We start from the raw sequence: 26155 nt of genomic DNA, 5'->3' as shown, positions 1-26155 counted from the left end.
GAGTCAGCGGAACACCGACCGTCCGACCGCCGTCACGTCGATGCGCACGCCGTCGGGAACGAAGAGCGTCACAATGGGTGGCCGCCAGCGCGACGAGAGGGTCACGGTCGCGCTCAGCCCGTCCGGCGTGCCGGCGCGGTCGATGCGCAGGTTCTCGAATCGTGGAGACGGCGCGTCGCGCACGAACTCGGCGGCGGCTCGCGCGACTCCGTCGGAAGTCAGTCGCGGTCGGATTCCCGCCTCGGTGACGGCGACGTCATCGAGGGCGAACGATTCGGCTCCGGCGAGCGCCGCGCCGTCGGCGAGGGTGAAGAGGCGCTTCCGCTCGACGTAGAGGGATGTCGCGGCGACCACGACGAGGGTGAGCACGAGAGCCATCACGCCGTAGAAGATCGTGAGCAGGAGTGTCGAGCCGGTGTCGTCATCCGCACGCAGCCGCCTCGTGCGGCGGGAGGGTGTGCCGCCGAGTGTCGTCACGGTGCCGCAGCCCAGAATCGCGAGACGGTGTGGGTCGCGCTCGCGGCGAGGGGCACGCGCAGCGGCGCACGCACGTCGAGGGCGGCGGGCACGAGCGGCAGGGGCACGACGACGGTCACCTCGACGGTTACGGCGCTCTCCCGTGACAGACACGCGGACGGGTCGGGTTCGCAGCGCACGACGACGGTCGATCCCGCTGGGTCGACACCGTGGTCGGCGAGAGCGAACTCGACGGCACGACGCGCCGCCGATTGCGCGTCGTCTTCGTCTTGCGCGAGCACGAAGACGCGCGCCGCGTGCCGGGCGGCACCTTCGACGGCGAGCGCGCCGCCCTGGATCGACGCCATCGCGACGATGAGGTAGACGATCGGGAGGAGCAGGATCATCCCCGCGGTGATGAACTCGAGCGATGCCGACCCGGAGTCGTCGGACCACGGCGCGCGCCGGTCGGATCTCCCGTGCGACGCCACGGCCTCAGCCCTCGATCGCTTCGAGCGCCGCATGCCCGCTCACCTCCAGTGAGCCGGGTAGTCCGATGAGTCCGATCACGGGAAGCGACGCGGTCACGTCGACGACGACGGCGGGATGCCCGAGGTAGTCCCCTCGGGCCGCCGTCACGTCGACGGGGTAGTCGCCACCGAGCGCCCCCGCGATGAGGTCTTCGGTTCGCGTCGCCCCTTCGTCGAGGCCGCTGTCGGCGAGCGCCGCGAACCGGGCGCCCTCGGATGCCGCGTCGAGCACGGTGTTGCGCACGTGCAGAGCCAGGGCGAACTGCAGTACGGAGAGCGTGACGAGGGTGAGCAGGGCTCCGACGAGAACGAATTCGACGACCGCCGACCCGTCGTCGTTCGGCGGTCGCTGCGCCGTGTCACCCCGCCCGGGCACGTCAGAATCCGGTGACCCGCGAGATCGCCTGCTCGAACACCCCGCTGAGCGCCGGGCCCGCGAGCGCCCAGATGACGATCACGAGGCCCGCGGTCATGAGTGTGATGAGCACCCACCCGGGCACGTCGCCTCGATCGTCGCGAACGAGCGCGAGGCGCCGCCGCCGAGCCACGACGGGCACGGGGCGGGACGGAGTGGCAGTCGAGGAATGCACAGGGTGAAGCGTGTGGGTCATGGCGAAACCGTCCTTGTCTAGAAGCCGAGTTGGAGCACGAAGATGCCGGGAAAGATCGCGAACACGATCGTCGTCGGGAGGATGAGGAACACGAGAGGCACGAGCATCGCCACCTCTTTCTTTCCCGCCGTCTCGAGAAGGCGGCGTTTGGCGTCGTCGCGCGCATCCTGTGCTTGCGCGCGCAGCACTTCGGCGAGGGGCGTTCCGCGATCGAGAGCACCGAGGATCTGTTCGACCGCGCGAGACAGCGCCGGCAACCGCACCGTGTCGGCGAGACGCGCGAGAGACTCGCCGAACGGAACACCCGTGTTGGCGTCGGCGACGGTCGTGGCGAGTTCGACGGAGAGTTCGCCTCGACTGATCCGGGAGACCCTTCGGATGGCATCGAGGATGCCCTCCCCCGCCGAGAGACTCAGGGTGAGGAACTCGAGAACTGTCGGCAGTTCGTTCGTCATGCGGTCGAGTCGTGCGCGGGCGGTGCGCTGGAGCCGGTAGTCGAGAGCGACGACCGCGGTGACGCCCGCGGCGACCGTCACCCCCACGAGAGCACCGGGTGGCGGGGTGGTGACAGCGCCGATGACGGCCGACGCCGCCACGCCCCCGATGAGGCCGAGGATGCCGGAGCTCAGTTGCCGCGCACGAAATTGCTCGGCGCTCAGCGTCGACCCCGCTTGCCGCAGTCGCACCCTCAGTTCGACCGACCCGCCGAACACGCTGTCGATGGTGCGACGCGCGCGCGTCGTGAGAGGGGTGAGCACGGTGCCGAGCACGGGCAGAGGGTCGACGGCCCGTCGACTGAGCAGTTCACGTGCCGCCGGCGAGATGTCGACGACGTAGGGGGCGACGCGATGCAGCAACCGCGGTCGGTCGAGCAGCGGGATGAGGCTCACGAGCGACCACGCGCCGAACCCGAAAGTCAACCCGAAGAGCACGGCCCACGCCGTCGTCGGGCTCACGCGAACCACCGGCGCTCTTCGGGCAGCCTGCCGATGGCGACCATGATGCGGTACGCCACGATGCTGACGGCGAGCCCCCCGATGATTATCGCGGCGCCCGGCGGCGTGTTGTAGGCCATGGCGGCCTCGGGGCGGGTGGCGAGTAGACCGAGCACGATCCACGGGGCCGCAACGCCGAGTCGCGCGGCGTTGACGACCCACGACTGTCGCGCCTCGACCTCCGCTCGGATCGCGGCCTCCTGGCGCAGGTAGGACGCGAGGCTGCGGAGCACGGTCGTCAGTTCACTCCCGCCGACCTCGCGCGACATCCGCAGCGTCTCCAGCACGCGATCCGCGACGGGGTCGGCGAGGCGGGCTTTCACCTCGTCGACGCTCGTCGCGAAGTTGCCGGTCGTCCGGTAGCTGCTCTCGAAGACGCCGAAAGCCGCGCGTGATTCGGCGGGGCCCGTGCGGGCGAGGGTGGAGACGCTGTCGGGGAGGGCGAGCCCCGAGCGCACGGCAGACACGAGGTGGTCGACGAGGTCGGGCCACACGGTGCGATTGGCCACCCGACGCTGCCGCGCCCGCACACTGACGACGAGCCACGGCACGAGCGCCGCCGAGAGCGCCGCGGCTGTGCCGAGCGGCACGACGGGAGCGACGGCGAACACGACAGTGCCCACGGCGAGACCGACGACGATCGACACCACGACGAACGCCGGGATGCCGACCGAGTGCAGCCCGCCGGCGGTCAGGCGGTCGCGCACGACCCTCACGAGTCGGGAGGGAGCGGATGCCGCCCGCTCGCGACGGGGCCACAGAAACGGCGACGCGGCGAGCAGCGCTCCGAGCCCGAGCGCGAGACCGAGGGCGAGAGCGAGCGCGACGATCGGGGTGGTCACGATCGCCGCCCGCTGATGACGGCGGAGACATCGAACCCGGCCGCCTCGAAACCGTGACGCTTGCCCGGGTAGTTGCCGGTCGCTTCGAGCACGCCGTGGTCGAGGGCGAAGATCGTGCTCGCCTCGATGACCGTGCCTTCGACGACACCGCTCGGTGCCACGATCTCGCGCACACGGCGCTGGCCGGTCTTGCGCAATTCGCAGTGCACGACGATGTCGATGACGGTCGCGACAGTCGGCACGACGAATCCCGAGTCGATGTTGCGCCCCGCGAGAAGCGGAAGGGTCGACAGTTTGCTGAGGGCGTCCCTGGCGCCGTTCGCGTGGATGGAACACATCCCGGGCAACCCCGAGTTGAGCGCGATGAGGAGGTCGAGCGACTCGGCCTCGCGCACTTCGCCGACCACGAGACGGTCGGGGCGCATCCGCAGCGCTTCTTTGATGAGCCTGCGCAAGCTGATCTCCCCGGTGCCCTCGAGACTCGGCTGCCGACACTGCATCGCGACGCTGTCGGGGGCCTCGAAGTCGAGCTCGAAGGTCTCCTCGACCGTGACGATGCGGTCACTCGGCCGCGCTGCCGACAACAGGGCGTTGAGGAGTGTCGTCTTGCCGCTCTGCGTCGCACCCGACACGAGGATGTTCTGGCCAGACAGCACACACATGCGCAAGAATTCGGCCGACTGCCGGGTGAGAGACCCGAGCGCGACGAGACGGTGCAGGTCGCGGATGCGCTGCGAGAACTTGCGGATGTTGACGGCCCAGTGTTTGTGGGTCACATCGGGGATGACGACGTGCAGCCGCGAACCGTCGGGCAGGGAGGCGTCGACGAAGGGCGAGCTCAGGTCCACGCGCCGACCGGTGGACTGCAGCATCCGCTCGACGAGGTCGCGCACCTCGGTCGGCGCGAGCTCGATGTCGGTGAGCTCGGCCACTCCCCCGCGAGCGACGAAGACGCGATCGGGCCCGTTGATCCAGATCTCCTCGACGCTCGGATCGTCGAAGAACGGCTGCAGCGCGCCGTATCCCGTGATGGTCGCGACGATCTGCTGCGCCGCCGTCGCCTCGTCGGCGAGCAGCGGCAGCGACCCGCCGAGCGCTCGCTCGCTGTAGCGCTGCACCGCATCGTCGACATAGCGCTTCGCGAGGTCGCGGTCGCTGCCGAGGTCGACGCCGTCGAGTCGCACCCGCTCGCGCACACTCTGGGTGATGAGCGCGAGCGGGGACGACATGGCCCCATCGTGGGCGAGACCGCGAAACCCGCTCGCGAGTTATCCACAGTGACCTCGCCCCACACCCCTCGATCATCGTGACGGGCCGACCGCGCGACCGGTCTCGGGAGCGTCTGATCGCCCCTCCGGAGCGGATCCTGACCTCTGCTCACCGTGTAATGTTCCGGTAACAGTCCGGGCCTATGGTCCTATGTCACCGTCGATATCGGGAGCCGAGAGTGTCTGCCGTGTCGCGAAATCCTGCATTCCCCTGCGTCACATAATTCGGAGGATCACAGCAATGACACCCACCGCGCGATATTCCCGGGCCCTCGGAGGGCTCGCCGCGCTCGCCGCCGGAGCCCTCGTGCTCACCGGCTGCGTGCAGAGCGAGCGTGACGACGCCGGCACCGACGGCGACGTCGACGGCACGTTCGTCTTCGCCGCATCCGGCGACCCGGTCAGCCTCGACCCGGCCTTCGCGAGCGACGGCGAATCGTTCCGCGTCGCCCGCCAGATGTTCGAAGGCCTCGTCGGCGTCGAACCCGGTGGCGCCGACCCCGCCCCGCTGCTCGCCGAGTCGTGGGAGTCGTCGGACGACGGCCTCTCCTACACCTTCCAGCTGCGCGAGGGAGTGACCTTCCACGACGGCACCGAGTTCAACGGCGAAGCCGTGTGCTCCAACTTCGACCGCTGGTTCAACTTCGAGGGCCCCGCCCAGAGCCCCGCCGCGGCCTACTACTACGGCAGCCTGTTCCGCGGATTCGCGGGCGACGACGCCGCGCTCTACGAGAGCTGCGAGGCGACCGGCGACACCGAAGCCGTCGTCAACCTCACCACTCCGTTCGCCGGTTTCATCGCCTCCCTCTCGCTGCCCGCCTTCTCGATGCAGAGTCCGAGCGCTCTCGACGAGTTCGGCGCCGACGAGGTCACCGGAAGCGACGACGCGCCCGTCATGTCGGAGTACGCCAACGGCCACCCCACCGGAACCGGGCCGTTCCAGTTCGAGTCGTGGGATGTCGGATCCCAGGTCGAACTGAGCGCCTACCCCGACTACTGGGGCGACCAGGGTGACGTCACCGAGATCATCTTCCGCGTGATCGACGACCCCAACGCGCGTCGCCAGGCTCTCGAGGCCGGCAGCATCGACGGCTACGACCTCGTGTCGCCCGCCGACACCGTCGCACTCGAAGAAGACGGCTTCCAGATCGTGCCGCGCGACCCGTTCACGATCCTCTACCTGGGCTTGAACCAGGAGGTCGAGGAGCTCGCGGATGTGCGCGTGCGCCAGGCGATCACCCAGGCGATCGACAAGGAGCAGCTCATCACCCAGACGCTCCCCGAGGGCACGCAACTGGCCACCCAGTTCATCCCCCCGGTCGTCGCGGGCTACAACGACGACGTCACGACGTATGACTACGACCCCGACGCCGCTCGCGACCTCCTCGCCGAGGCCGGATACCCCGACGGGTTCGAGATCGACTTCAACTACCCGACGAACATCTCGCGTCCGTACATGCCCACCCCCGAGCAGGTGTTCACCAACCTGAGCACCCAGCTCGAAGAGGTCGGCATCACCGTCAACGCGCAGCCGAACGAGTGGGGCGAGTACCTCGACCGCATCCAGGCGAGCGACGACCACGGTCTGCACCTCCTCGGCTGGACGGGTGACTACAACGACACCGACAACTTCGTCGGCGTGTTCTTCGGTGACGAGAAGCCGGAGTTCGGCTTCGACAACCCCGAGCTCTTCGCCGCTCTCGACGAGGCACGTGGCATCGCGAGCCTCGACGAGCAGATCCCGCTCTACGAAGACATCAACGAGCAGATCGCCGAGTTCATCCCGGCCGTTCCGCTCGCCCACCCGGCGCCCTCCCTCGCGTTCGCCGAGCGCGTCGAGAGCTACCCGGTGAGCCCGGTCAACGACGAGGTCTACAACCTCGTCGAGCTCAGCGACTAACTCGCCCCAGCAGCGGGGGCAGAACCTCACGGTTCCGCCCCCGCTTTTCCTGTGACCGGAAGGACCCCGTGCTGCGTCTCATCGCCAAGCGGGTCGGCTTGCTCGTGCCGACCCTCCTCGGTCTCTCGATTCTGTTGTTCCTCTGGGTGCGCTCCCTCCCGGGAGGCCCCGCATCCGCTCTCCTCGGCGAACGGGCCACCCCCGACCGCATCGCGGAGATCAACGCGGCCTACGGCTTCGACCGCCCCGTGCTCGAGCAGTACTTCACCTACCTCGGCCGGCTCATCTCCGGCGACTTCGGGTCGTCGATCCAGACCGGGCGCCCCGTGCTCGAAGAGTTCGCCAACCGTTTTCCGGCCACGATCGAACTGACGGTCGTCGCGCTCATCTTCGCGATCGGCATCGGCATCCCGCTCGGCTACCTCTCGGCCAAGTACTACGGCAAGGCCCCCGACCACGTCGCCGTCGTCGTGAGCCTCATCGGGGTCACGGTTCCGGTGTTCTTCCTCGCCTTCATCCTCAAATACTTCTTTGCCGTACAGCTCGGCTGGTTCCCGCCCGACGGTCGGCTCGACCCGCGCATCGACGCCACGAGCGTCACCGGTTTCGCCGTGCTCGACGGCCTCCTCACGGGAGAACTCGATGCCTCGGCCGACGCCCTCATGCACCTCGTGCTGCCCGGCATCGCGCTCGGAACCATCCCGCTCGCCATCATCGCCCGCATCACGCGAGCATCGGTGCTCGAGGTCGCGGGAGCCGACTATGTGCGCACCGCTCGCGCGAAGGGGCTCGCCTCGAACCTCATCCGCGACCGCTTCGTCTTGCGCAACGCGCTGCTCCCCGTCGTCACGACCATCGGCCTCCAGCTCGGGCTCCTCATCTCCGGAGCGGTGCTCACCGAGACCGTGTTCGCCTTCGCGGGCGTCGGCAGTTTTCTCGCCGACGCGATCTTCCGTCGCGACTTCCCCGTGCTGCAGGGGTTCATCCTCTTCATCGCGATCCTCTACGCCGTGATCAACCTGATCGTCGACATCAGCTACAGCATCATCGACCCCAGGGTGCGTGTTCAATGACCAACGACATTCCCCCCGCCCCCGGCGGCGGACCGCTCAAGCCGGGCCCCGCGGGCTCCTCGGCCGAGCTCGACGGCTCGAGCCTGTGGCGCGACGCGTGGCGACGCTTGCGACGCAACCCGCAAGCGATTGCGGGCGCGATCGTCGTGCTCGTCTTCGTGCTCATCGCCGTGCTCGCCCCGCTCCTCGCGCCCTACCCCGGCACGGCGCTGCCCGGTCAGCGCGAGGTGACACCGACGAACCTGCCCGGTATCGGCGAGAACCCGCTGTTCCCGCTCGGCATCGACCGCTTCGGTGGCGACGTTCTGAGCAAGCTCATCTGGGGCGCCCAAGCGTCGCTCCTCATCGGGCTCATCTCCACGGCTCTCGGTCTCGCCGGGGGCATGCTCATCGGCTGGGTCGCGGGAACCTTCGGCGGCTGGGTCGACAACGTCATCATGAGGTTCGTCGACATCCTGCTCTCGGTGCCCAACCTCCTGCTCGCCGTGAGCATCGCGGCGATCCTCGGGCAGAACCCCGCCGCCATCATGATCGCGATCGGTGTCTCGCAAGTGCCGATCTTCGCGCGCTTGCTGCGCTCGTCGATGCTCGCTCAGCAGAACAAGGAATACGTGCTCGCTGCGCGCACCCTCGGCCTCGGCAAGAGCGCCATCAGCCTCACCCACGTGCTCCCCAACAGTCTCGGCCCCGTCATCGTGCAGGGCACGCTGAGCCTCGCGACCGCCGTGATCGAGGCGGCGGCACTCTCGTTCCTGGGCCTCGGCGGCGGTCGCCCCGAGACCGCGGAGTGGGGCCGCATGCTCACCTACGCGCAGAACGAGCTCGCGATCGCCCCGCACCTCGCGTTCCTGCCGGGCCTCTGCATCGCGATCACGGCCCTCGGGTTCACGCTGCTCGGCGAATCGCTCCGCGAAGCCCTCGACCCCACGGCGGGCACGAGATAACCGCCCCCAGCCGACGGGATGTCGGCGGGCGTACCCTGACGCCATGACCCTCGCCGACATCCCGCTCACCCGCCTCGACGGAACCCCCGAGACCTTCGGCCGCTACAGCGGGTCGATCGTGCTCGTCGTCAACGTCGCCTCGCGATGCGGGCTCGCGCCGCAATACGAGAAGCTCGAGGCGCTGCAGCGCCGCTACGGCGACCGGGGCTTCACGGTGCTCGGGTTTCCGAGCAACCAGTTCGCGCAAGAGCTGCGCGACTCCGACGCGATCGGCGAATACTGCTCGGCCACGTGGGGTGTCACGTTTCCGATGTTCGAGAAGACGAAGGTCAACGGTCGCAGCAAACATCCGCTCTACAGCGAGTTGAAGAAGACCAAGGACTCGCACGGTCTCGCGGGCCCCGTGCTGTGGAACTTTGAGAAGTTCGTCGTGATGCCCGACGGTGCCGTTCACCGCTTTCGCAGCACCGTCGAGCCCGACGACCCCGCGATCGTCGCGCTCATCGAGGGCGCGCTCGCCTGACGCCGCGCAGTGGCGGTCAGGCGACGTCGAGCGCCGCACCCGGAATGGATGCGAGCAACTGCTGCGTGTAGGGGTGCTGTGCGCTCTCGAAGATCTGCTCGCTCGGAGCAGCCTCGACGATCGACCCGTTCTGCATGACGCACACGGTGTCGCTGATGAGACGCACGACGGCGAGGTCGTGGCTGATGAAGAGGTAGCTCAAACCGAGCTCCCTCTGCAGGTCGGCGAGGAGGTCGAGGATCTGCGCCTGCACGAGCACGTCGAGAGCCGACACGGGCTCGTCGCACACGATGAGTCGCGGTTTGAGCGCGAGAGCGCGCGCGATCGCGACCCTCTGGCGCTGCCCGCCACTCAATTGCGAGGGGTAGCGGCCGGCTGTGCTCGTCGGGAGGGACACCTGGTCGAGCAGCTCGAGCACACGCGCGCGACGCTCCTTGGCCGACCCGCGCCCGTAGACCGAGAGCGGCTCCTCGATGATGCGCTGCACTGAGAACGACGGATTGAGCGACGAGTACGGGTCTTGGAACACGGGCTGCACGTTCTCGCGGAACGACCGCAGCGCCGCGGAATCCATCGCCGAGACGTCGTCGCCGTCGAACAGGATGCTCCCGCTCGTCGGCTCGATGGCCCGCAGGATCATGCGGGCGGTCGTGGTCTTGCCCGACCCCGACTCCCCCACGATCGCCACGGTCTTGCCGCGCGGGATGTCGAGGCTCACGCTGTCCACGGCCACGAAGTCGCTGCGGCCGCCGCGGCGCTTGTAGATCTTGGTGAGGTCGCGCACCTCCACGATGTTGTCCACGGGGGTATTCGCGGCTGCCGTGCCGCCTGTCGCGGGGGCCGCACCGCGGTCCTCGACCACGACATCGCGGTGCACCGGCACCGCGCGCGCGATCGCGATACTCGGCGCCGCGGCCACGAGCCTCCGGGTGTACTCGTGCTGCGGGCGGGAGAGGATGTCTGCGGCCGCACCGGTCTCCACCACCTCGCCCTTGTTCATCACGACGACGCGGCTCGCGCGCTCGGCCGCGAGACCGAGGTCGTGGGTGATGAGAACGACGCTCGTGCCGAACTCGCTCGTCATGCGCTCGATCTGGTCGAGGATGGTGCGCTGCACCGTCACGTCGAGGGCGCTCGTCGGCTCGTCGGCGATGAGCAGCCGCGGCCGGCACGCGAGTCCGATGGCGATGAGGGCGCGCTGGCGCATCCCCCCCGAGAGCTCGTGGGGGTATTGCTTCGCGGTCGCCGCGGGGTCGGGCAGTCCGGCGGCGGCGAGCGCGGCGATGACGCCGGCCTCGAGGCCCGAGCTCGTGACCATGTTGTGGGCTTTCAGGGTTTCGGCCACTTGAGTGCCGACCTTCGACACGGGGTTGAGGTTCGACATCGGGTCTTGGGGAACGAGGCCGATCGACGCGCCGCGCACGGACCGCATCTTCGACTCGGGCAGACCGACGAGCTCGGTGCCGTCGAACTGGATGCTCCCGCGCGTCACGTCGCCGTTGCCGGCGAGGAGTCCGATGATCGCCATCGCCGTCGTCGACTTGCCCGATCCCGATTCTCCGACGATCGCCACGGTCTCGCCCTCGGCGACATCGAGGTCGACTCCCTTGACCGCTTCGACGAGGCCCCCGGGCGTCCGGAAGCCGATCGTCAGATCGCGCACGTGCAGGAGTGGTTTCGGCGTCGTGACCATCCGTCCATTCTGTCGGCTCGGACGCCGCGCGGGTGACCATTCCCGCACTCGTTACGCAGCGTTAACGGCACGGGGTCCGCGGTCTCGACCGCGGGGTCTTGGTATCATTCACGATCACCCCTCGCCGGTCCGAAAGGCCTCATGAGTTCGTCACGCCCCACCCCCGCTTCGACTGTCTCGACCGATTCGGGCGGCACCGGTTCGAGCCGTGTCGTCCGCGTGCTGTTCGATGCCATCCGCGGCGCCCTCATCGGTGCCGCCGAGATCGTTCCGGGCGTGAGCGGGGGAACGATCGCGCTCATCGTCGGCGTCTACGAGGCCCTCATCGACGGCGCGGGTCACCTCGCCCGCGGTGTCGCCCTCCTCGTGGCCGACGGCGTGCGCGGCCGTGGCCTGTCTCGCGCGTCAGCGCACTTCCGTTCGGTGCGCTGGTCGGTCGTGCTCCCCATCGGTGTCGGGATGCTCGCGGCGATCGTCGTGGGTGCGAGCCTTCTCGCTCCCCTCCTCGAGTCGAATCCCGTGCAGACCAAAGCCGTCTTCGCCGGCCTCATCGCGGCGTCGCTCATCGTGCCCATCCGCATGGTCGGAGGGTTCTGGCACATCCGCGAGATCCTCATCGCGACCGTCGCGGCCGTCGCGACCTTCTTCCTCACGGGCATCCCGCCGGCCGCCGAGGCCGACCCCTCCCTCATCGTCGTCGCCATCGCGGCAGCGTTCGCCGTGTGCGCCCTCGTGCTCCCGGGAGTGTCCGGATCGTTCCTGCTGCTCACCGTCGGCATGTACGCCCCGACCCTCGCGGCCGTCAACGATCGCGACTTCGTCTACCTCGGCGTGTTCGTCGTCGGCGCGGCCCTCGGTCTCGGGGTCTTCGTCTCGGGCCTGCAGTGGTTGCTCGCCCACCGGCATCGCATCACCCTCGTGATCATGACCGGACTCATGGTCGGTTCGCTCCGTGCCCTGTGGCCGTGGCAGTCGGAGGAGAACGAGTTGCAGGCCCCCGGTGACGACGTCACCACAGCCGTGCTGCTCTTCCTCGTCGGCATAGCCGTCGTCGCCGTGCTCATCGTCATCGAGAACACCCTCGTGAAGCGGCGCCTCGCGTCGGCCGACAGCGTGACCGACCCCGAGCCGGATGCCGACGCCCAGCCGGTCGACGACGGCACCGTCGGCCCGTCCGACGAGCGCGGCCGCCGTTAGGCTTGAACCGCTCGCGGGAGTGGTGAAATTGGTATACACGCAGGATTTAGGTTCCTGTGCCGCAAGGCGTGAGGGTTCAAGTCCCTTCTCCCGCACCCACCGTCACTGACCACACCGCCACGGAGTCGCCTCGTGGCCGTGTCGACCCGCTGTGCCGCGGGTCAGCCGGCCGGCGCGAACGCCGAGTCGGGGAGGTCTTTCTCCCCGTCGGCGATCGCGCGGACGACGCGTTCCGCGACGGCGTCGGGGTCGTATCCGGTCGGAAAGGCGGGAGCGGTGCCTTCGATGGGCCGCGTCGCGAGACCCGTCTCGGTGTGCCCCGGTCGCGCGTCGACGAGTCGCACACCCTGGCGCCGGAACTCCCGGGATGCCGCGGTGGTGAAGGCCGCGAGCGCGGCTTTCGAGGCCGAGTAGGCCGCGAGGCCCGCCGTGGGGGTGTCAGCGACGATGCCGCTGAGCGTGAGCACGAACGGCTCGCGCCCCTCGGCCGCGGATGCGGCGAGCGCGGGCATGGCGTCTCGGATGAGTCTCATCGGCCCGAGAGCATTCGTCTCGAAGAGTTCGTCGATCGTCGCGTCCTCGAGGTCGGCAGCCGGGCCGAAGGCCACCACTCCCGCCGCGACGACGAGACCGTCGAGTCGTCCGTGGCGCTCAAGCGTCGCGGCGACGAGCGCCGCGGGCGCGCCGGGGGCCCGCAGGTCGGCGGTCATCGCGTCGTCGCCCGTGAGGCTCGCCGGGCGTCGTGCGGCGCGGACGACGGTGGCGCCGGCATCCGTCAGTCTTGTGGAGACGCGGGAGCCGAGTCCGCCCGTCGCTCCGGTCACGAGAATCACGGCACCATCGAGTCGAGTCATGCCGCCAGCCTAGAAGCGCACTCGCGGTGGCTCGTCGAGAAGGCGAGCGTTCACAGCGGATACTCGATCGCCTGACAGCGAACTGTCTGCGGTCAGCCGCCGAGGCGAGCGCGCATCGATCGCGACGCCGCTCCGGCACGCTTGCGCACCTCGAGGTCGGCGTCTTTCACGAGAGCGTGCACGGCGTCGAGGTCGGCGCTGCCCCCGGTCGCGGCGAGAGCTTCGGCTGCCACGGCACGGACTCGCGCGACATCGTCGGTGAGGAGAGCGCGGAGGTGATCCGGCGCCTCGACACCGCGCTCGGCGGCGACTCGAGCGCACATCTCGCGCACACGCCAGGCCTCGTTCGTGAGTCCGGCGATGACGGCGTCCACGGCCGTGTCGTTCCACACGTAGAGCAGGGCGCGAGCTCCCCACACCTCGGGCCAGTAGAGCGGCGGTGCGCCCTCGAGCACGCCCTTCGCGTGCTTGCCTCCCGCGTAGAGCAAGAAGTCCTCTCCCGCATTCGCCCCCGCGAGAAGGGCGAGGGCTCGCTCCACGACGGCGTCGGGGCCGATGACGGCGGCGACCTTGGTGAATCGCGTTCCGATCGGGTCGTCGAGGATCGCGAGGGGGTCGGGGAGGGTGTCGGAGGTCATGGCCGTCAACGCTACCGCGTCACGCGCGCCCGTCGACCGCGACCCAGCACGACGCCGTGGCCTCGGCGCCCAGATCGATCACGGTTTCCGGACCACCCCCGGCGGGGGTCACCCTCACGACGAGCGCTCCCCCGAACGGTCTTCTCTGCTCGACCGTGACCCGCGCGTCGACGCTCACCCCCTCGGCCGCGAGATAGCGCAGCAGCTCGGGGTCACGGTCGCGGATGCGCACGACGACCCCGGAACTCCCGTCGGCGAGATCGCCGAGCGACACGGCGTCGGGGATGACGATCTCCCCCGAGCGAGTCGGGATCGGGTCGCCGTGGGGGTCGCGCACGGGGTCGCCGAGCTGCTGCGCGATCGCGTCGAGCAACCGGTCGCTCACGGCGTGTTCGAGAACGTCTGCCTCGTCGTGCACTTCGTCCCACGTGTAGCCGAACGACTCGACGAGCCAGGTCTCGATGAGACGGTGCCGACGCGTCATCGCGAGCGCGAGCGCCGACCCCTCGGGAGTGAGCGACACGGCGCCGTACCGCACGTGGGTCACGAGACCCGCCGCGGCGAGCTTCTTGACCATCTCCGTGGCTGTCGATGGGGCGAGCGACAGGCTCGCGGCGAGACTCGTGGTCGTGATCGGCACGCTCTGCCACTCGGTGTGGGCGTGGATGGCCTTGAGGTAGTCCTCGGCGGCGTGGCCGAGACCGCGGCGGGGTGCGCCCGCGGGCGGAGTGCGGTCGGTCACCTCGTCACACCCCTGTGACGGTCAGCACGATGAGTGCCACGTTGAGAGTCACGACGAGGGCGACGACGATTCCGAGCGCCGCCTTCACCGCCGGCGGGTTGGCCTGCTCCCCCATGAGCCGGCGATCGTTCGTGAGCCGCCACAGGGGCACGAGCGCGAAGGGGATGCCGAAGCTCAGCACCACCTGGCTGAGCACGAGGGCCGTCGTCGGGTCGAACCCGATCGCGAGGATGAGCAGCGCCGGGAGCATCGTGAGGCCGCGCCGCAGCAGCAGCGGCACGCGCTTGAGGAAGAGCCCCTCCATGATCGTTGCCCCCGCATAGCTCCCGACCGCCGTCGACGCGAGTCCGGATGCGAGCAGCCCGATCGCGAAGACGAGGGCGATCCCCGCACCGAGAGCGTCGTCGATCGCGGCGTGCGCTCCCTCGATCGAGTCGGTGCCCTCGACCCCCTGCAGGTTGGCGGCGGCGAGAAGGAGCATGCCGAGGTTCACGATTCCGGCGATCGCGAGGGCGATGCCGACATCCCACTTCGTCGCTCGGAGCAGACTCGTGCGCTCGAGCGTCGTCGTGGCGTGACCGTGACGGTCCCGCGCGAGTGCCGAGTGCACGTAGATCGCGTGGGGCATGACGGTGGCGCCGAGCATGCTCGCGGCGAGCAGAACGGACCCGGTGCCCTCGAAGCGCGGCACGAGTCCGCCGACGATGCTCCCGCCGTCCGGCGGGTTGATGACGAGCCCGGAGAGGAACCCCACGGCGATGATCGCGAGGAACGCGATGATGACCGACTCGAAGGTGCGTTGGCCGAGCCGGTTCTGGCTCGACAGGATGACCATCGAGACGACCCCCACGATCACCCCGCCTACGACGAGGGGGATGTCGAACAGGAGGTACAGGGCGATCGCGCCGCCGATGACCTCCGCGACGTCGGTCGCGATCGCGATGAGTTCGGCTTGCGCCCAGAACGCGCGGCGCGATTTCGTGCCGAGCCTCGCGCCGAGCAGCTGGGGCATCGATTTGCCCGTGACGATGCCGAGCTTGGCCGACTGGTACTGCACGAGGGCGGCCATGAGGTTCGCGACGACGAGCACCCACACGAGAAGGTATCCGTAGCGGGCGCCTCCCGTCAGATTGGCGGCGACGTTGCCGGGATCGACGTAGGCCACCGCGGCGACGAGAGCGGGCCCGAGCAGCACGGCGCGGCGCACCGAATTTCGGCGTTTGACGACATCCGTTTTCGGCATGCCGAAAGACTACGCGGAGGCGCGCTCGCGAACCACCGGCATGAGAGCGGAGAACGCGAGCCACCGATGACTCACGGCGTTCTTCTCGTCTCTCGTGAGCTCGGCCGCCGACCCGGCCGAGCCGACCGGCGCGAAGATCGGGTCGTAGCCGAAACCGCCGGCGCCCCTCGCCTCGAGCAACACCGCACCGGGCCATTCCCCGACCTCGACGTGCTCGAATCCCGAGGGCGTCACGAGAGCGGCGGCGCACACGAATCGGGCGGCGCGGTCGCTGACCCCCTCGAGCCGCTCGAGCAGCAGGGCGCGGTTGTCGGCGTCGTCTCGCGTTCCCGCGAAGCGGGCCGAGTGGATGCCCGGAGCACCGTCGAGCGCGTCGACGCTGATGCCGGAGTCGTCGGCGAGAGCCGGAAGCCCCGTGTGGACGGCGGCGGCTCGCGCTTTGATGAGGGCGTTCTCGGCGAAGGTCACCCCGTCTTCGACGGGCTCGGGGCCGTCGTATCCGACGAGCTCGATGCCCGCGAGAGCGTCTCCGAGGATCGCGCGGAGTTCGTCGACCTTGTGCGCGTTGTGCGTCGCGAGAACGACCCGGGTCACGCGAGCGACTCGGTCTGCAGGCGCGTGAGATCGGCCGTGCCACCGAGGGCGAGATCGAGGAGGGCGTCGAGTTCGCGGCGATCGAACGGTGCCCCCTCGGCGGTGCCCTGCACCTCGACGAAGAGACCGCGCCCGGTCGCGACGACGTTCATGTCGGTCTCGGCGCGCACATCCTCGGTGTAGGCGAGATCGAGCATGGGCTCTCCCCCGACGATGCCGACCGACACGGCCGCGACGCTGTCGATGAGAGGCTTCGCGTTCTGCCCGATGAACTTCTTCGAGCGCCCCCACTCGAGCGCTTCCGCGAGAGCGACATAGGCCCCCGTGATGGCTGCGGTGCGGGTTCCCCCGTCGGCTTGCAACACGTCGCAGTCGATGACGATGGTGTTCTCGCCGAGCGACTTCATGTCGACGACGGCACGCAGCGAACGACCGATGAGGCGCGAGATCTCGTGTGTGCGCCCCCCGATCTTTCCCTTGACCGACTCGCGGTCCATGCGGTCGTTCGTTGAGCGCGGAAGCATCGAGTACTCGGCCGTGACCCACCCCTTGCCTTTGCCGGACATCCACCGCGGAACCCCGTTGGTGAACGACGCGGTGCACAGCACCTTGGTGCGGCCGAACGAGATGAGCGCGGAGCCTTCCGCTTGGTCGCTCCAGCCGCGCTCGATCGTGACGGGGCGCAACTGGTCGAGAGTGCGACCATCGATTCTCTGGGTGTCGGTCATGTGTGTCTCTCTGGTAGCGGGATGGTTCCGGTCTCGACGAGTTCGACCGTCGACACCTCGGGGCCGAGAAAACGGCGGGCGAGCCGTGTGAACTCGATCTTGCTCTTGCCCGTCGCGTCGAACTCGTAGGTCGGTGGGGCGGGGTCGGTGCGCTCGATCCCGTGCTGCACGAGGGTGCGGTAGACATCCGCCGCCGTCTCGTCGGCGCTCGACACGAGCGTGACTCCCGGCCCCATGACGTAGCGGATGGCCCCCGCGAGCAGCGGATAGTGCGTGCACCCGAGAACGAGTGTGTCGATCCCCTCGGCTTTGAGGGGCGCGAGGTACTCCTCGGCGACATCGAAGAGTTCGGGGCCGCTCGTGATCCCCGCTTCGACGAACTCGACGAATCGCGGGCACGCGCGCGAGTGCACGGAGAGGTGGGGGGCAGCGGCGAACGCGTCGTCGTAGGCGCGACTCATGATCGTGCCCGTCGTGCCGATGACGCCGATGCGACCGACGCGCGATTGCACGACGGCAGCGCGCACGGCGGGTTGGATGACCTCGACGACGGGGATGCCGAGCTGCTGCGTGTAGCGCTCGCGCGCGTCGCGGAGGGTGGCGGCAGACGCCGTGTTGCACGCGATCACGATCATCTTGACGCCGCGTTCGACGAGGTCGTCGAGCACGGCGAGGGTGTACTCCCTCACGAGCGCAATGGGCTTGGGGCCGTACGGCGAATGCGCGGTGTCGCCCACATACAGAACGGACTCGCCAGGCAACTGGTCGATGATGGCCCGCGCGACAGTGAGACCGCCGACCCCCGAATCGAAGATGCCTATCGGTGCGTCGCTCACGAGGGTCGAGTTTAGTCGTCTACCGTTCCGAAACCGACGCGGCGCCGCTCCTGCTCCACGACCGCTTCGCGATCGCTCAGACGGCGGAGTCCCGCGAGCGGTTGAGCCATCCTGTGGTTGCCCTGCAATCGCGACTCGGTGCGATCCAGAAAAGCCCAGTAGCCCGCGGTGAACGGGCACGCGGTCGGCCCCAGTCGCACCTTGGGGTCGAAGCGACAGCCTCCGCAGTAGTCGCTCATCTTCGAGATGTACGCCCCGCCCGAGGCGTAGGGCTTGGTCGCGACGATGCCGCCGTCGGCGTGCTGCGACATCCCCACGACGTTGGCCGGCATCACCCACGGCGTGCCGTCGACGAACATCCTGATAAACCAGTCGTTGAGCTGAGCGGGGTCGTACCCCCTCTGCAGCGACCAGTTGCCGATGACCATGAGCCGCTGGATGTGGTGCGCCCACCCGTGCCGCCGCACACCGTCGATCGACTCACTGAGACATCGCGCTTCGATCGCCGCGGCGTCGAGCTCGAGTATCTCCTGCGGGATGGGAGTCGTGGCTGCGAGAGCGTTGTTGGAGGTGACGTAGTCGGGTCCGAGCCGCCAGTAGAGGTGCCACACCCAGTCTCGCCAGCCCATGATCTGGCGCACGACCCCCTCGACACTCGCGATGGGCGCACGCCCCGCGGCGTGCTCGGCTTCGACAGCGTCGATGACCTCGCGCGGGCTCAGAACACCGAGATTCATGGGCACGCTCAGCAGCGAGTGCGCCATCGTCCAGTCGCCCGCGAGCATGGCGTCTTCGAACGGGCCGAAGTCGCCCAGGCGCGACTCGATGAAGTCGGCGAGGGCAGCCCGAGCTTCGGTGGGCGTGACGGCGAAACGCCGGGGGCCGTCGTCTCCGACGAGCGTGACATCCCCTGCAGCAGCCCACCGGTCGAGATCGGCACGCACCTCGGCGTCGATGTCGTCTTCTTCGGGCCACCACGGTTCGGGCAAACCGAGGCTCACGGCGCCCTTCGGAGGAGAGGCGCGGTTGTCGTGGTCGTAGTTCCACTTTCCGCCGATGGGCGTGTCGCCCTCCATGAGGATCCCGGTGCGCTCTCGAGCGACCCGGTAGTAGTCCTCCATGAGCAGCCTCTTGCCCCCGCGGGAATCCGCCCACTCGGTGAAGTCGGTTTCGCTCGTGATGAAGCCCCGGCTCGGAAGCACCGCGATGCCGTGCCGTCGCACGAAGCGACGAGCGCCGTGCGAGGTCGGGTCGATGACCTCGAGGTCGTCTCGACCCTCGACGATCTCGCGATACGTGTCGACCTGGTGGAACTCGGCCCGATCGCCGAGCTCCCGCGCGCGATGACGGATGGCGGAGAGGATGAGGTGCGCTTTCGCCCGGTGGAGGGGCGCCCGGCGCATCACCGACCTCGCCTCGATGAGCAGAACCCGCCCCCCGTCGTCGAACTCCTCGCCGAGTTGCCCGGAGAAGATCCAGCGTGTGCGCTCCATGAGCCGAAGGCTAGCCCGTGCCCCTGTCATCGACTCTGCAGATAGCCGCTTGCCGCGGACATCCTGTGCACGCTCGCTAATCCGGCCAACTACTGATATGAATCAGGGGACGAGGTCGACGGCCCGCTCGCTGAGCGACGCGCACACCCCTCCGCATAAGCAGGGGGAAACTGTGTTTGCACAAACGACCGAAAAAACAAATAAACGGAGCACGTCTCGCAGGATCGCCACTATCGGCGCTGCAGGAATCCTCGGGGTGGCTCTCGCGCTGGGGACGGCGAGTTCCGCGTCCGCGGCTGTCATTCTTTTGGGTCCGATCGATCTCGGCGGAGCCGAAGATTTCGGTGTTCTCGCGAGTTCCGAGATCACCAACACCGGGCCCACCGTCGTCGCCGGCGACGTCGGCGTCGCTCCCGGGACATCCATCACCGGATTCGAGGGGGCTCCCGCGGGATCGACCTCCGCGGGTGGAGTCATCCAGCCGACCGGTGAGATCACGACCACCGCTCAGACCAACCTCGACGCGGCCATCACCGACGCCGAAAGCCTCACCCCGACCGCGGACATCGGTCCCAACATCTCCGGACTGTCGCTGACACCCGGCGTCTACGACGGCGGCGGCGGCGGCGAGTTGCTCATCGACGCCGGCGCGGCGGTCACACTCGCCGGCACCGCGGAGTCGATCTGGGTCTTCCGTTCGTCGAGCAGCCTCACCGTGGGAGCCGGAGCGGAGATCATCCTCACCGGGGGCGCATCGGCGTGCAACGTCTTCTGGCAGGTCGACAGCGCCGCGACCTTCGGCGAGGGCGTCGACTTCACCGGAACGGTCATGGCCCGCGCCGAGATCACCCTCGGAGACGACACCTCGGTCGAGGGCCGGTTGCTCTCGGCCGACGCCGCCGTGACACTCATCAACAACGACATCACCGTTCCCGAGGGATGCGCGGAGGGAACCTCCCCCGTCATCACGACAGCGCCGGTCTTCACCGACGCGACGCCTCCGCCCGCGACCGAGGGCACGCCGTACAGCTACACCTTCGACACGACGAGCACGCCCGACGCGACCTACTCGGTCATCGACGGCGAGCTCCCCGCCGGGCTGGAACTCGACGAGACGACCGGCGAGCTCTCCGGCACCCCGACGACCCCGGGCACCGTGGAGTTCACGGTCGAAGCCGACAACGGTTTTGACACACCCACGACCGTCGATGTGACCATCGTCACGGCCGAGGCACCCGAGGACGGCGACGGCACCGGCGGTGGCGGCGACGGAGACGGCACCGGCGGAGGCGGCGACGGCACCGACGGAGGCGGCGACGGCACCGACGGAGGAGATGCCGGAACCGGTGGAGGTACCGACGAGGTTCCCGGCACGGTGACCGGCCCGAACGGCGCCCTCTTGGCCAACACCGGAGCCGACACGCAGCTCGGCGTCATCGGCGCCGGAGTGCTTCTGATGGGAGCGATGCTGACCGTCGCCTCCGTCATCGCTCGACGACGCGGCCTGGCGGACTAGACACGGCGGTCGGCGTTCCGCGGCTGATTAGGCTCGACCCATGACGAGCGCGCTTCTCACCGACCGCTACGAGCTCACGATGATCGATGCGGCCATCCTCGGGGGCACGCACGACAGGCCGTGCGTATTCGAGGTGTTCGCCCGACGGTTGCCCGACGGGCGCCGCTACGGCATCGTCGCGGGCACCGGGAGACTGCTCGACCTCATCGAGCGGTTCCGCTTCACCGATGCCGAGCTGTCGTGGCTGCGCGATGAGCAGGTCGTGGCGCCGGCCACCCTCGACTGGCTCGCCGACTACCGATTCGGCGGCTCCATCCGGGGGTACCGCGAGGGCGAGGTCTACTTCCCCGGCTCGCCTCTCCTCATCATCGAGGGGGGCTTCGCCGAAGCGGTGATCCTCGAGACCCTCGTGCTGAGCGTGCTCAACTACGACACCGCCGTCGCGAGCGCCGCCGCGCGCATGGTCGGCGCGGCACACAGCCGCCCGCTCGCCGAGATGGGTTCGCGGCGCGCGACCGAGCAGGGGGGTGTCGCTGCCGCTCGCGCGGCCTACATCGCCGGGTTCGGGGCCACGAGCAACCTCGAGGCGGGGCGCTCGTGGGGGGTGCCGACCATGGGAACGGCGGCGCACTCTTTCACCCTCCTCCACGAGACCGAGGAGCAGGCCTTCCGGGCACAGGTGGCGGCGCTCGGGCCGGGAACGACACTCCTCGTCGACACCTACGACGTCACGCGGGCCGTCGACCTCGCCGTGGATGTCGCGGGCCCCGAGTTGGGCGCCGTGCGCATCGACAGCGGCGATCTGCCGGGTCAGGTCGCCGCCGTACGTCGCCAACTCGACGCTCGCGGTGCGACGTCGACGAAGATCACCGTCACCAACGACCTCGACGAATACGCAATCGCCGCTCTCGGCGCGTCTCCCGTCGACTCGTTCGGAGTCGGAACCGCGGTGGTCACCGGATCGGGTCACCCCGCTGCCGGCCTCGTCTACAAGCTCGTGGCCCGGCTCGACGCCGACGGCGACTGGGTGTCGGTCGCGAAGAAGTCCGCCGCGAAAGCCAGTGTCGGAGGGCGGAAGTGGCCCGTGCGATCACTCCACGACGGCGTTGCGACGAGCGAGACGATCCGAGTCGGCGCCGACGACCCGCATCAGGTGTCGACGGGGCTCGAGCGATCCCTGATCGTTCCCCTCATCGAGAACGGTGTCATCGACTCCCGCTACCGGGGCGCCGACGGAACCGCTCTCGCTCGACAGCACCGTGCATCCGCCATCGCCGAGCTGCCGGCAGACGCGCTGAGACTGAGTCGAGGCGAGCCAGCCCTACCGACGGTCTACGTCACTTCTTGAGCTTCTCGTAGATCTCTTTGCACGTGGGGCACACGGGGAACTTCTGCGGGTCGCGCCCCGGAAGCCACACTTTGCCGCACAGCGCGATCACGGGCTTGCCGCTCATCGCCGACTTGAGGATCTTGTCTTTCTGCACGTAGTGCGAGAAGCGTTCGTGGTCGCCGTCTTCGAGCTGTTCCTGGTTGAGGAGCTCTTCGAGTTCGCGATCGAGGGTGTCGGTTCCGCCACCTGCGGGGTTGTCACTGGCCATGGTCCGATCGTACCGACCGAACATCAGTTGCGCTCGGTGAACGTGAGCAGCTCGGGACCCCGGCTGTCGAACACTCGCGCCCCGATCGCCGTTCCGACGACGAAGACGACGAGCCCCGCCGTGACGCCCGCGAAGAGTGCCGTGAGCGGCAACGAGCCGTGCTCGTCGAGTCCGTAGAGCCCCCACACGATCGCGGGCGCCGAGATGGCGATCGTGAGGAAGAACGCGATCGACTGGGAGAACAGCGCGGCGCCGCCACCGTCTTGGGGCTGTGAGAAGGGGCTGTCTCCCGGGCGCACCGCGGGGTAGGCACGCACGACCGACAGCACACTCGCGATACCGAGGCCACCGAACAGGATGCTCACGCACACCCCGATCATCGAGGGCAGCGCTGTCGGGTCTCCGTAGAGCCACACCGACACGGGCGCACCGACCGCGATGAGCGGCACTCCCACGAGCAGCACGGGGATGACGCGGCCGAGCCGGTCGACGAGGCCCGACGTGTTCGAGGCGACGTGCAACCACACGGCGGTGTTGTCGTGCGCGATGTCGTTGTGCACGCACCACGACAGGAAGAGGCACATGACCGGGAGTGGGAGCAGGGCGAGGTTCTGCCAGTAGACGCCCCCGATGAGAAGCACCGGGATCATGAGCATCGGCACGATCGGCACGATAACGAGCTGCACGCGATAGCGCGGGTCCCGAATCCAGTAGGTGAGGCTTCGCGCGACGACGACCGCGAGCGGTGTCGCGGGCAGGCGCCCGAACCATCCCAGTCCGCGCTCACGCGACGGGTCGCTCTCGCGGTGGGTCGTCGTGAGCATCGCTCCGACGAGGAGCCTCCAGAGGATCGCGAGCACGACGACGGTGCCGATCGCGATAGCGAGCCGCGAGGTCGCCTCGCCAGTGTCGCCCGCCGCAGCGGCAGCGGGCGCGGCCCACGCGGCGGCGAGCGGGGTCGACGCCAGACGGTCGGTCACGGTCGTGACGACCTCGAGCCCCGCGGAATCCCAGTCGACGGTCGCGAGGAGGGCGATCGCGGGCGCGGCCGCGACGAGCACGATGATGGTGGCGAGCCCGAGCACCTCCCGCGAGCGCCGCGACGAGAACAAAAACGATCCGAGCGCTGTCGTGATGCGTGCCAGGAGGATGCACGTGGCGATGATGAGCGCCGCGGAGACGAGAGCGACGATGGTCGATCCCGGCGACCGCGACCACGTGACGACTTGCGCTGCGGCGACTCCGATGATCGCGAGACCCGGGAGTCCGACGAGCGAAGCGACGAGCACGATGCCCGAGAGCCGCGTCGTCCGCACGCCGAAGAGGGCGAAGCGCCGAGGGTCGAGAACGTCGTCGACGCCGAAAGCGAGCGGTGCGAGAACGGACGCCACGACGACGACGACGCCGAGAGCGAGAACGAGGGGCTCCGCTGCGGCGATCTCGGTGTCGCGCAGGGACGCGAGCCCGGTCATCGCGACGATCGTCGCGGCGACGGCGAACGCCGATGCGAGCAGAACACCGAGCACTTGGCCGGGCGGCCGACGGAACGAGTTGAGCAGGAGACTGACCCTCAGTCCGAGAAGTTGTGCAACCACTCCATGCCTTCCGCCGCCTTGCGCCCACCGGCGAGAGCGATGAAGCGCTCCTCGAGCGACAGTCCTCCTCGCACCTCGTTCATGGGGCCGCTCGCGAGCATCTCTCCCCGCACGACGATGGCGACCGCGTCGCAGATGCGCTCGATGAGGTCCATCCCGTGACTCGACATCACGACGGTGCCGCCGGCCGCGGCGTACTTCTGCAGGATCTCGACGATGTTCGCCGCCGACACGGGGTCGATGGTCTCGAACGGCTCGTCGAGGATGAGGATCTTGGGTGCATGGATCATCGCGCTCGCGAGGGCGATCTTCTTGGTCATGCCCGCCGAGTAGTCGGAGACGAGCCGCGGAAGCGCCTCCTCCAGACCGAACGCTTGAGCGAGGTCGGCCGAGCGCGCGGAGACCGTTGCGCGCTTGAGCCCGCGCAGTGTGCCCGCGTAGTGCAGGAGCTGGGCCCCGGTCAGTCGATCGAAGAGCCTCAGGCGGTCGGGCAGCACGCCCATCGAGCGCTTGGCAGCAGCGGGGTCCGCCCAGACATCCGCCCCGTCGACGCTGATCGAACCGCGATCGGGGCGAAGCAGCCCCGTGATCATCGACAGGGTCGTGGTCTTGCCCGCGCCGTTCGGCCCGACGAGCCCGAAGATCGTTCCCGGCCGGATCTCGAGGTCGACGCCCGTGATGGCCACGGTGTCACCGAAGCGCTTCTCGAGTCCGCGGATCTCGAGCACGACGCGCGACGCGTCGTGGTGCGTTTCGTCGTCGGAGCCGCTGTGTCGATCGACCTCGACGTCGACGCGGGCGTCAGCGCCGGCATCGGAAGCGAGGGCGGGCACTGTGGCGGCCGACTGTTCGGCGGCGGAGCGGGCCTCGGCGCGGCGCTCCCGCGCTGCAGCGGCCGCTTGGGTCGCGTCATTGGCGATCGCCCGCAAGCGCGCGCTCGTCGACTTCCACCCGCTCTCGGTCGTCGGCGTCTCGGCCCGGAGGGTGCCCGCCGCGTCGGCCTCCACCTCGGGCAGGTCAGGGGCATCCGTTTCGTCAACGGACGGTTCTTCGATGACGGTGTGATCGGCGGCGGTTTCGTCGGTTGCCGACTCGTCGGTAGTCGATTCGTCGGTAGTCGATTCGTCGGTCACCGATTCGTCGATGACCGCTTCCTCGGTGACCGATTGGTCGATGGCCGATTGGTCGATGGCCGATTCGTGGGTGGCCGCGTCGGGTCGGCGACCGGCGCTCGACGCCGGGCGGGCTCGCGGGGTGCGCTCCCGGGGCGGGCGCGGTGCGGCGATCGTGGAATCGGCGACGACTGCCGCCGCTTTCGACGGAGCACCGCTCGAGCTCGCGCCGGGGGCGCCGGAGGCAGCCTCCGCGGGTTCCGCCGAGTCGACGGACTCGTCGCGTGCGGGAACGCTCTCGGCGGACTGAAGAGTCTCGATCGACGGGTCGCTCTCGATCGTCGACTCGGTCACGATCGACGACTCGGTCACGTCGGCGACAGCGTCGACTGAGGCTGGCTCTGCCGCCGTGACCGCAGGCTTCGACGAGGCGGGCTTCCCGGAGGCGGGCTTCGGCGACGCGGGTTTGCGGGGCGCGGGCGTGCGAGCGGCGGGCTTGCGCGCCGCGGGCGTTCGAGCGGAAGGCGCGCGCGTCGACGACCCCGCGGTGCCCTTCGGCGCCGACGGGCGCGGTGACCGGGGTGTGGCGGCTCTCGCGGGCGTCTCGGGCAGGTCAGCGTCCGCTCTCTCGCTCGCACCTCGTGCTCCGGACGCGTCTGTCGACGTCGGGTCGACACGGCGAGCTGCGGTCGGCCGCGCGTTCGCGGCCGACTTGGGCGCGGCGCGCGTCGGAGCCGTCTTCTTCGCGGGAGCACCGCGGGAGCCACCCGACGACGCCGACGTCGTGCGCGCTCCGGACGCGGATCCCGATGTGCGCGAACGAGCAGAGGCGGCAGTCGAACGGGGCTTCGCGGCCGGCCGAGTCGCGGGCTCCGATGGGGATTCGCCAGCCGGTTCGTCGGTGCGACGGGATCCGGATTCGGCAGCGTCGGCACCGACTTTTCCGGTCGCCGCGGAGTCGGTTTCCGACCGCTCGACGGGGCCGGACACCGTTGCCTCGTCTGCGTCGGAATCCACGTGTCAACCGTACCGAAAGAGTATGGACGAATCAGACGCTACCCGTATTGCGTCACAAAACAGACACATAAGCGCGTGGATGTCTGCCATAATTCGGCGCCCGCACCTAGACTGGGCTGAAGCACGACGATGTGTCTCAACAGGAGCGTAGAGATGA

The 26155-nt window shown here is 69.0% G+C and carries 26 protein-coding genes and 1 tRNA gene; 8 read left to right on the top strand and 19 right to left on the bottom strand.

Features of this window, described 5'->3' with window-relative positions:
- Positions 1-3: 3 nt before the first annotated feature.
- The 7 genes from ACLHIH_RS01685 to ACLHIH_RS01655 form a co-directional block, all read right to left on the bottom strand.
- On the bottom strand, positions 4-477 hold the full coding sequence (locus ACLHIH_RS01685; protein WP_411314980.1) for a pilus assembly protein TadG-related protein: 474 nt from the start codon (positions 475-477) through the stop codon (positions 4-6).
- The gene (locus ACLHIH_RS01680) at positions 474-947 is read right to left on the bottom strand and encodes a hypothetical protein (protein WP_411314979.1); all 474 of its coding nucleotides are present in this window, start codon (positions 945-947) and stop codon (positions 474-476) included. The genes ACLHIH_RS01685 and ACLHIH_RS01680 overlap by 4 nt, the downstream gene beginning before the upstream one ends.
- Before the next feature lie 4 nt (positions 948-951).
- Entirely contained in the window at positions 952-1362 is a 411-nt protein-coding gene (locus tag ACLHIH_RS01675) for a TadE family protein (protein ID WP_411314978.1), read from the bottom strand.
- A 1-nt stretch (position 1363) separates the two neighbouring features.
- Positions 1364-1543: a hypothetical protein gene (locus ACLHIH_RS01670; RefSeq protein WP_411316285.1), complete on the bottom strand. Its 180-nt coding sequence runs from the start codon at positions 1541-1543 to the stop codon at positions 1364-1366.
- Positions 1544-1614: 71 nt separating this feature from the next.
- Positions 1615-2553 (bottom strand): type II secretion system F family protein, encoded by a 939-nt coding sequence (locus ACLHIH_RS01665; protein WP_411314977.1) that lies wholly within the window; start codon positions 2551-2553, stop codon positions 1615-1617.
- Positions 2550-3434, bottom strand: coding sequence for a type II secretion system F family protein (locus tag ACLHIH_RS01660; RefSeq protein ID WP_411314976.1), 885 nt, complete (start codon positions 3432-3434; stop codon positions 2550-2552). The genes ACLHIH_RS01665 and ACLHIH_RS01660 overlap by 4 nt, the downstream gene beginning before the upstream one ends.
- Complete coding sequence (locus tag ACLHIH_RS01655; protein WP_411314975.1) at positions 3431-4663, bottom strand: CpaF family protein; 1233 nt, start codon at positions 4661-4663, stop codon at positions 3431-3433. The genes ACLHIH_RS01660 and ACLHIH_RS01655 overlap by 4 nt, the downstream gene beginning before the upstream one ends.
- Positions 4664-4943: 280 nt before the next feature.
- Here ACLHIH_RS01655 and ACLHIH_RS01650 point away from each other — a divergent pair, with 280 nt between their 5' ends.
- The 4 genes from ACLHIH_RS01650 to ACLHIH_RS01635 all read left to right on the top strand — a co-directional run bounded on the left by ACLHIH_RS01650 (position 4944) and on the right by ACLHIH_RS01635 (position 9142).
- Entirely contained in the window at positions 4944-6602 is a 1659-nt protein-coding gene (locus tag ACLHIH_RS01650) for an ABC transporter substrate-binding protein (RefSeq protein ID WP_411314974.1), read from the top strand.
- A 68-nt stretch (positions 6603-6670) separates the two neighbouring features.
- Entirely contained in the window at positions 6671-7675 is a 1005-nt protein-coding gene (locus ACLHIH_RS01645) for an ABC transporter permease (protein WP_411314973.1), read from the top strand.
- Positions 7672-8619 carry an ABC transporter permease gene (locus ACLHIH_RS01640; RefSeq protein WP_411314972.1) on the top strand — a complete coding sequence of 316 codons (948 nt, stop codon included), beginning with the start codon at positions 7672-7674 and terminating at the stop codon, positions 8617-8619. The genes ACLHIH_RS01645 and ACLHIH_RS01640 overlap by 4 nt, the downstream gene beginning before the upstream one ends.
- 43 nt (positions 8620-8662) lie before the next feature.
- Positions 8663-9142, top strand: coding sequence for a glutathione peroxidase (locus tag ACLHIH_RS01635; protein WP_411314971.1), 480 nt, complete (start codon positions 8663-8665; stop codon positions 9140-9142).
- A 16-nt stretch (positions 9143-9158) separates the two neighbouring features.
- Here ACLHIH_RS01635 and ACLHIH_RS01630 read toward each other — a convergent pair whose 3' ends face one another.
- Complete coding sequence (locus ACLHIH_RS01630; protein ID WP_411314970.1) at positions 9159-10835, bottom strand: dipeptide ABC transporter ATP-binding protein; 1677 nt, start codon at positions 10833-10835, stop codon at positions 9159-9161.
- Positions 10836-10976: 141 nt separating this feature from the next.
- On the opposite strand from ACLHIH_RS01630, the gene ACLHIH_RS01625 reads away from it, so the two are divergent.
- A complete protein-coding gene (locus ACLHIH_RS01625) occupies positions 10977-12032 on the top strand; it encodes a DUF368 domain-containing protein (RefSeq protein WP_411314969.1) in 1056 nt (351 codons plus the stop codon).
- A gap of 13 nt (positions 12033-12045) precedes the next feature.
- Positions 12046-12127 (top strand) — tRNA-Leu (locus ACLHIH_RS01620).
- Positions 12128-12193: 66 nt separating this feature from the next.
- Here the strand turns inward: ACLHIH_RS01620 and ACLHIH_RS01615 are convergent.
- From ACLHIH_RS01615 to ACLHIH_RS01580, 8 genes are all read right to left on the bottom strand, one after another.
- Complete coding sequence (locus ACLHIH_RS01615) at positions 12194-12886, bottom strand: SDR family NAD(P)-dependent oxidoreductase (protein ID WP_411314968.1); 693 nt, start codon at positions 12884-12886, stop codon at positions 12194-12196.
- Between the two features lie 92 nt (positions 12887-12978).
- Positions 12979-13524, bottom strand: a complete 546-nt coding sequence (locus ACLHIH_RS01610; protein ID WP_411314967.1) for a HEAT repeat domain-containing protein — start codon at positions 13522-13524, stop codon at positions 12979-12981.
- A gap of 19 nt (positions 13525-13543) precedes the next feature.
- Positions 13544-14266, bottom strand: a complete 723-nt coding sequence (locus ACLHIH_RS01605; protein ID WP_411314966.1) for a metal-dependent transcriptional regulator — start codon at positions 14264-14266, stop codon at positions 13544-13546.
- A gap of 4 nt (positions 14267-14270) precedes the next feature.
- Entirely contained in the window at positions 14271-15509 is a 1239-nt protein-coding gene (locus tag ACLHIH_RS01600) for an Nramp family divalent metal transporter (protein ID WP_411314965.1), read from the bottom strand.
- A gap of 9 nt (positions 15510-15518) precedes the next feature.
- The gene (gene rdgB, locus ACLHIH_RS01595; protein WP_411314964.1) at positions 15519-16103 is read right to left on the bottom strand and encodes an RdgB/HAM1 family non-canonical purine NTP pyrophosphatase; all 585 of its coding nucleotides are present in this window, start codon (positions 16101-16103) and stop codon (positions 15519-15521) included.
- Positions 16100-16831, bottom strand: coding sequence for a ribonuclease PH (gene rph, locus ACLHIH_RS01590; protein WP_411314963.1), 732 nt, complete (start codon positions 16829-16831; stop codon positions 16100-16102). The genes rdgB and rph overlap by 4 nt, the downstream gene beginning before the upstream one ends.
- The gene (gene murI, locus ACLHIH_RS01585) at positions 16828-17667 is read right to left on the bottom strand and encodes a glutamate racemase (RefSeq protein WP_411314962.1); all 840 of its coding nucleotides are present in this window, start codon (positions 17665-17667) and stop codon (positions 16828-16830) included. Before murI ends, rph begins: the two co-directional genes overlap by 4 nt.
- Before the next feature lie 11 nt (positions 17668-17678).
- A complete protein-coding gene (locus tag ACLHIH_RS01580; RefSeq protein WP_411314961.1) occupies positions 17679-19160 on the bottom strand; it encodes a cryptochrome/photolyase family protein in 1482 nt (493 codons plus the stop codon).
- 256 nt (positions 19161-19416) lie between these two features.
- On the opposite strand from ACLHIH_RS01580, the gene ACLHIH_RS01575 reads away from it, so the two are divergent.
- On the top strand, positions 19417-20676 hold the full coding sequence (locus ACLHIH_RS01575) for an ice-binding family protein (RefSeq protein WP_411314960.1): 1260 nt from the start codon (positions 19417-19419) through the stop codon (positions 20674-20676).
- Positions 20677-20716: 40 nt separating this feature from the next.
- On the top strand, positions 20717-22024 hold the full coding sequence (locus ACLHIH_RS01570; RefSeq protein ID WP_411314959.1) for a nicotinate phosphoribosyltransferase: 1308 nt from the start codon (positions 20717-20719) through the stop codon (positions 22022-22024).
- Here the strand turns inward: ACLHIH_RS01570 and ACLHIH_RS01565 are convergent.
- Genes ACLHIH_RS01565 through ACLHIH_RS01555 form a run of 3 tightly spaced genes read right to left on the bottom strand, consistent with a single transcriptional unit; the run spans position 22014 to position 25998 of the window.
- The gene (locus tag ACLHIH_RS01565) at positions 22014-22274 is read right to left on the bottom strand and encodes a DUF3039 domain-containing protein (RefSeq protein WP_411314958.1); all 261 of its coding nucleotides are present in this window, start codon (positions 22272-22274) and stop codon (positions 22014-22016) included. The two genes, ACLHIH_RS01570 and ACLHIH_RS01565, sit on opposite strands and share 11 nt — an antisense overlap.
- Before the next feature lie 23 nt (positions 22275-22297).
- Positions 22298-23869, bottom strand: coding sequence for an ABC transporter permease (locus tag ACLHIH_RS01560; protein ID WP_411314957.1), 1572 nt, complete (start codon positions 23867-23869; stop codon positions 22298-22300).
- Positions 23845-25998 (bottom strand): ATP-binding cassette domain-containing protein, encoded by a 2154-nt coding sequence (locus tag ACLHIH_RS01555; RefSeq protein WP_411314956.1) that lies wholly within the window; start codon positions 25996-25998, stop codon positions 23845-23847. The genes ACLHIH_RS01560 and ACLHIH_RS01555 overlap by 25 nt, the downstream gene beginning before the upstream one ends.
- Positions 25999-26155: the final 157 nt, after the last annotated feature.

It is taken from the genome of Marisediminicola sp. LYQ134 (assembly GCF_046599635.1).
In the GTDB taxonomy this organism is placed as follows: Bacteria; Actinomycetota; Actinomycetes; order Actinomycetales; family Microbacteriaceae; genus Marisediminicola.
Note: the sequence above shows the minus strand (reverse complement) of the source record. Positions and strands in the feature narration are given on the sequence as shown.